The following is a 5,213-nucleotide window of genomic DNA, read 5'->3' as shown; positions in this document are numbered from 1 at the left end:
GATAATCTTCATCAAAACTTAAAAGAATTTGTCCTCTTTTGATTAATGACTTGTTATAATCGCTCCAGTTGCGAATTTTTTTTTGTGTTTTTGCCATCAGAATCCTTGGTCGGGGTTTTTGGCAAAATCTACTCTAATTTTTAAAATTCGCAACTCCTTATTTTTTCTAGCTTTCGCCTCCACGCAACAATGCCACGCGGGGACGACAGGCTCTGAGAAATTTGAAGTCTAAAATCCTTAACTTAATGGCAGTGCGTCCCGGACCGTCCCTTAACGTAAGTGCTATTCAGCGCTGACCTTAGAGGCATTACTAGCAGTTAACTCGCATTGCCATAGAGATTTGTTGCATATCGTGTTCACTAATTCTTAGCAGTCCAAAACGAAATGCATAGCCCCAATTTTTTTTATTTTTTGTGAAATCCAGTTGATTGAGCAACGGTAAGATGGAGTGCTCTTGAGAATCAAGCCAGAGTACGTCTCGCCGGTATGGACAAAAGCCATTACCCATATCCATTTGATAAGGTTCTCTTTCTTTAATTTTCCCTATAGCTGTAAAGACTTGCAATTTGTCTTTCCCACCAAAGGTTAGCGTTGGTGAATAATATACAATCCAATCATTAGGCTTCAAGCGTCGTAGTGGAACTTCTTTGCCATGACAAACTTGCATGAAACCTTGTGCACGCCCTATTCGGACGTGTTCTGCAGCTGCCACCGCAATCCAGTGTTTCATTATGATTTTCTCAGAGAGACGACCCTTAATCGATTACCATCGGGATCAAGAGCAACAAAAGTATAGCCATAGGGTACAATGCTGGGTGGAAGGATAATATTTATTTCTTTGTCTTGCCATTCTGTAAATAGCTCATCTACTTTTTGATTATTATCAAGTGTAAATGCTAATTCATTATTACCGTTTTTTCCCTCAGATGGTGTTTCTATCATATGTTTCACTTTTAAAGCGAAATTCATTCCATTTGATAAGGTGAATGTATGGAATGTCGGCGAGGCCTCTTCAGGTCTTATTCCTAGCAAATCTTGGTAAAATTTGCTGCTTACAGCAAGATTATCAACATAAAGCACAATAGTACTAGGTTCTAGTAACATGTTTTCTCCTTAAAGTGGTAATAAATATTTATTGGAGATAGTTTAGTAGTATAGGCTGACAGTTTTTGTCAGTAGTGATGTGGTCAGGGATGGAGTCTATTTATTTGATACACTTTTCTACTAAGCATGCTTAAATATGCTAATCCGAAGCTGTCCTTTTGGTCTTAACCTCAGATCTCGATTTTGGCACTTATTTATCAGGAGTTCATAATTACTTAATTAATCTTTGTTATAATTTAACCCATGTGGATTTATAAATGAGCTTGTATTGTGAGTCTTTATATTTGTATTGATTTGATAGAGCTGCAATTAGACAAATGGCGTTTGGGGAATCTTACTCCATGGCAATCTGTCATAAATTTTTTTTCAAATTCAGCAAAAGCGGAATATCATAATTCATTTACAATGGATAAAGCGTTTCTTGAAACGTTAAAAGAACAACTTGAGCAACGTGCGGCAGAGAACAACTACGCAAATTTATCTGCGGAGATTCAATTAATTAAAAATCATCTTAACTTAAAACAGACAGCAATTAAAAATACTCTTAAGTATATATTGGATGATTTAACAGAAATAGATAATAGAATTAAAAATAAAAAAGCCATTGAAACTAATGGGTTGAATTCAAAAGTAGATGGAATGCGAATTAATAATTCCAGTTTAACGTCTGACGATTATGCAAGATTCCAAACCCCTGAGTATCGAATTGCGACAGTTAAACAAAGTAACCTGGAAAAAATGGGTAAATCTCGTGGGGAGTGCTATGGTTTTACTTATGCGATGGTTGATCCAGAGTTATCGCCATATAAAAATCCAGGCATAACCATTGATCTAAACAGGGAAATTCATCGTTATCAAAGAAATCAATTTGTGCGCGAAAAAGATCAACAATCAATAAAAAGAACGCGGCTTACGAGAGAATATTTTTGTCCTGACTCACGGAAACAAGCACAGCAGATTTTAGGCGTTGCTGAAAAAAATAAAGGCAAAGAGCTCTATTTAGAGCGACGATGTTCTTCGGGAGGGCATGCGTGTTATTTAAGCGTACAAGATGATGGAAAAATAAGATATATGGATCCTAATCATGGAGCCTATTTGTTTCAAAGCCAAAATGATTTCATAGATTTTTATACTATAGCCGCTGTAAAAGAAAAAGAAGCTGGAGCAGATTTTCGTTTTTATTCTCTTTCCGAATTGAAATATGATAAAAATCTGGAACTCACTGAATCTAAAACATGGCAAGGAACAATTCGATCTTTTCTTACGGGTTCGAAATATAGGGATAATAGCTTACTATCTCTGATAGTAACTTCAAGTATTTATATGGCTTTAGGTGCTGTAATTGGTACGGGCATTGGCGCTGCTCTTGGTGCCGCAATAGGAAGTGTAGTTCCGGTTATAGGAACAACCATCGGTGCCGCGGTTGGCGCTATGCTTGGTTCGGTGATAGGCGGGGTAGCTGGAAAGTTATTAACTACTATTGCGTATAGAAGTGGGCATACAGGAATATTAAGCATTCCTCATTTGATTCAAGATAGTTGGTATAGTTTTAAAGAAAATCGGCTATCACGACCCTCCCTCATTGCCTCAAAAACTAACGACTCTGTAGCCGTTGTGGTGAATACTAGTTCTTTTAGTTCCACCTCAAAAATTTTATCGCATCTTGATACCAATCTGCCACAGCAAAAATCTGGAATATTTGAAAAGATGATTAGCGCTGAAAATAACCAAGACAAGAGTATCCCTGAAATAATGTGCTCTCAAAGTGAAATAACTGAGAAGGATGATGCTGAGCAAATCGAATCAATGAAATCAATGGTGGACAGACTCCATTGATTACTTTAAGAGGATCAAATAGCCTAATAAATGCTCATATTGAGTATAAGCAACTAGATGAAACTAGAATTAATTTAGAGTTTTCACTCATTTCAGTATCTAGTTGCACGGATCTGCTGCAAATCCGGATAAAATACTGTATAATACGCGACTATTTTAACCCATTTTAAGTTTATAAGAGTGCTATGACTGATTTAAACCTTTATAGAAACATTGGTATCTTCGCCCACGTAGATGCCGGAAAAACCACCACTACCGAACGTATTCTTAAGCTCACCGGTAAAATCCACAAAATGGGTGAGGTTCACGAAGGTGAATCAACCACCGATTTTATGGAACAGGAAGCAGAGCGCGGTATTACCATCCAGTCAGCAGCGGTAAGTTGTTTCTGGAAAGGTACTCGTTTTAACGTAATCGATACCCCAGGACACGTTGACTTCACCGTAGAGGTCTATCGTTCATTGAAAGTGCTTGATGGCGGTATCGGTGTATTTTGTGGTTCTGGCGGCGTTGAGCCTCAGTCAGAAACCAACTGGCGCTATGCGAACAATTCCAAAGTATCTCGTTTGATTTTCGTAAACAAACTTGACCGTATCGGCGCGAATTTCTTGAACGTGACCGAACAAGTGAAAAAAGTATTGGGTGCAAATCCATTAATTATGACTTTGCCAATTGGCATTGAAGATGACTTCGTAGGTGTTGTCGATTTATTAAGCCGTAAAGCGTACATCTGGGACGAAACTGGTCAGCCAGAAAATTACACCGTTACTGACGTGCCAGCCGATATGCTTGACGACGTTGAAATGTACCGCGGACAATTAATTGAAACGGCGCTTGAAATGGATGATGAGCTACTGATGGCTTACCTGGACGGAGAAGAGCCTTCTATAGAAGACATTAAGCGCTGTATCCGTAAAGGTACACTCGAATTAGCTTTCTTCCCAACTTATTGCGGTTCAGCCTTTAAAAACAAAGGGATGCAATTATTGCTGGATGCTGTGGTTGACTATTTGCCTGCTCCTCACGAAGTTAATCCACAACCTTTGACAAATGCTGAAGGTGAGCCAAATGGCCAATTCGCTATCGTTTCTCCTGATGAGCCATTTCGCGCTTTGGCATTTAAAATCATGGATGACCGTTATGGTGCTCTAACTTTCGTGCGTATCTACTCAGGAAAACTGAATAAAGGTGATACCATTCTTAACTCCTTTACCGGTAAAACTGAACGTGTTGGCCGTATGGTTGAGATGCAAGCGAATGAGCGTCATGAACTGCACAGCGCTGAAGCAGGCGACATTATAGCTATCGTTGGCATGAAAAACGTTCGCACCGGTCACACGCTTTGTGATCCTGACCATGAGTGTACACTTGAAGCGATGGTCTTCCCTGAGCCAGTCATCTCTATTGCGGTCACGCCAAAAGATAAAGGCTCAACTGAAAAAATGAGTATTGCTATTGGTAAAATGGTTGCAGAAGATCCAACGTTTAGAGTTGAAACTGATGTTGATTCAGGTGAGACCATTCTTCGTGGCATGGGTGAATTACACCTTGATATTAAAGTGGATATCCTGAAGCGTACTTACGATGTTGAGTTAATAGTAGGTCAGCCTCAGGTTGCTTACCGCGAAACCATAACCAAGTCGATTCAAGACAGCTTTACTCACAAGAAACAATCAGGGGGTTCTGGTCAATATGGTAAGATTGACTATACTATTGAGCCAGGTGAGCCAAACAGTGGATTTACATTCATCACATCTGTTGTTGGCGGGAACGTTCCTAAAGAATTCTTCCCCGCAATTGAAAAAGGTTTCCGTTCAATGATGGGCACCGGTACTTTGGCAGGTTTCCCCGTATTGGATGTTGTAGTTAACCTCTCCGATGGTGGTTTCCACCCTGTCGATTCTTCGGCAATTGCGTTTGAAATTGCGGCAAAAGGCGCTTTTCGTCAGTCTATACCAAAAGCTGCCCCACAACTACTTGAACCAATTATGAAAGTTGACGTTTATAGTACAGAAGAAGATGTAGGTAATGTTATTGGTGACTTGAACCGTCGTCGCGGCATGATTTCTGGCCAAGAGCCTAGCGCAAGCGGCGTACGTATTAAGGCCGATGTTCCTCTTTCAGAAATGTTTGGTTACATCAGCACATTGCGCACCCTTACCTCTGGTCGTGGTCAATTCTCAATGGAGTTCTCTCATTATGCTCCTTGCCCAACCAATGTAGCTGAAGCAGTGATTGCCAAAGAAAAAGAAAAGAAAGCAGCAGCTGCTAAG

At 39.8% G+C, this 5,213-nt stretch carries 4 protein-coding genes; 2 read left to right on the top strand and 2 right to left on the bottom strand.

The genetic code is table 11. The features are described 5' to 3' along the window. Nucleotides 1-310: 310 nt before the first annotated feature. Both LDG_RS13385 and LDG_RS13380 read right to left on the bottom strand, forming a co-directional pair. Entirely contained in the window at nucleotides 311-730 is a 420-nt protein-coding gene (locus tag LDG_RS13385; protein WP_006871937.1) for an EVE domain-containing protein, read from the bottom strand. Continuing rightward, nucleotides 730-1,104, bottom strand: a complete 375-nt coding sequence (locus tag LDG_RS13380) for a VOC family protein (protein WP_006871936.1) — start codon at nucleotides 1,102-1,104, stop codon at nucleotides 730-732. Before LDG_RS13380 ends, LDG_RS13385 begins: the two co-directional genes overlap by 1 nt. Before the next feature lie 270 nt (nucleotides 1,105-1,374). Here LDG_RS13380 and LDG_RS13375 point away from each other — a divergent pair, with 270 nt between their 5' ends. Both LDG_RS13375 and fusA read left to right on the top strand, forming a co-directional pair. Next, nucleotides 1,375-2,940, top strand: a complete 1,566-nt coding sequence (locus tag LDG_RS13375) for a hypothetical protein (RefSeq protein WP_006871935.1) — start codon at nucleotides 1,375-1,377, stop codon at nucleotides 2,938-2,940. 185 nt (nucleotides 2,941-3,125) lie between these two features. Then, nucleotides 3,126-5,213, top strand: a 2,088-nt coding sequence (gene fusA / locus LDG_RS13370; protein WP_040535944.1) for an elongation factor G, incomplete at its 3' end; no start/stop codon positions are given.

The sequence above is a fragment of the Legionella drancourtii LLAP12 genome (assembly GCF_000162755.2).
Taxonomy (GTDB): Bacteria; Pseudomonadota; Gammaproteobacteria; order Legionellales; family Legionellaceae; genus Legionella; species Legionella drancourtii.
The sequence above is the reverse complement of the archived record's forward strand: the minus strand, read 5'-3'. Positions and strand labels throughout refer to the sequence as shown.

Coding starts and splice junctions, on each gene's coding strand:
- LDG_RS13385 (WP_006871937.1), bottom strand. CDS start 730: ATGAAACACTGGATTGCGGTGGCAGCTGCAGAACACGTCCGAATAGGG.
- LDG_RS13380 (WP_006871936.1), bottom strand. CDS start 1,104: ATGTTACTAGAACCTAGTACTATTGTGCTTTATGTTGATAATCTTGCT.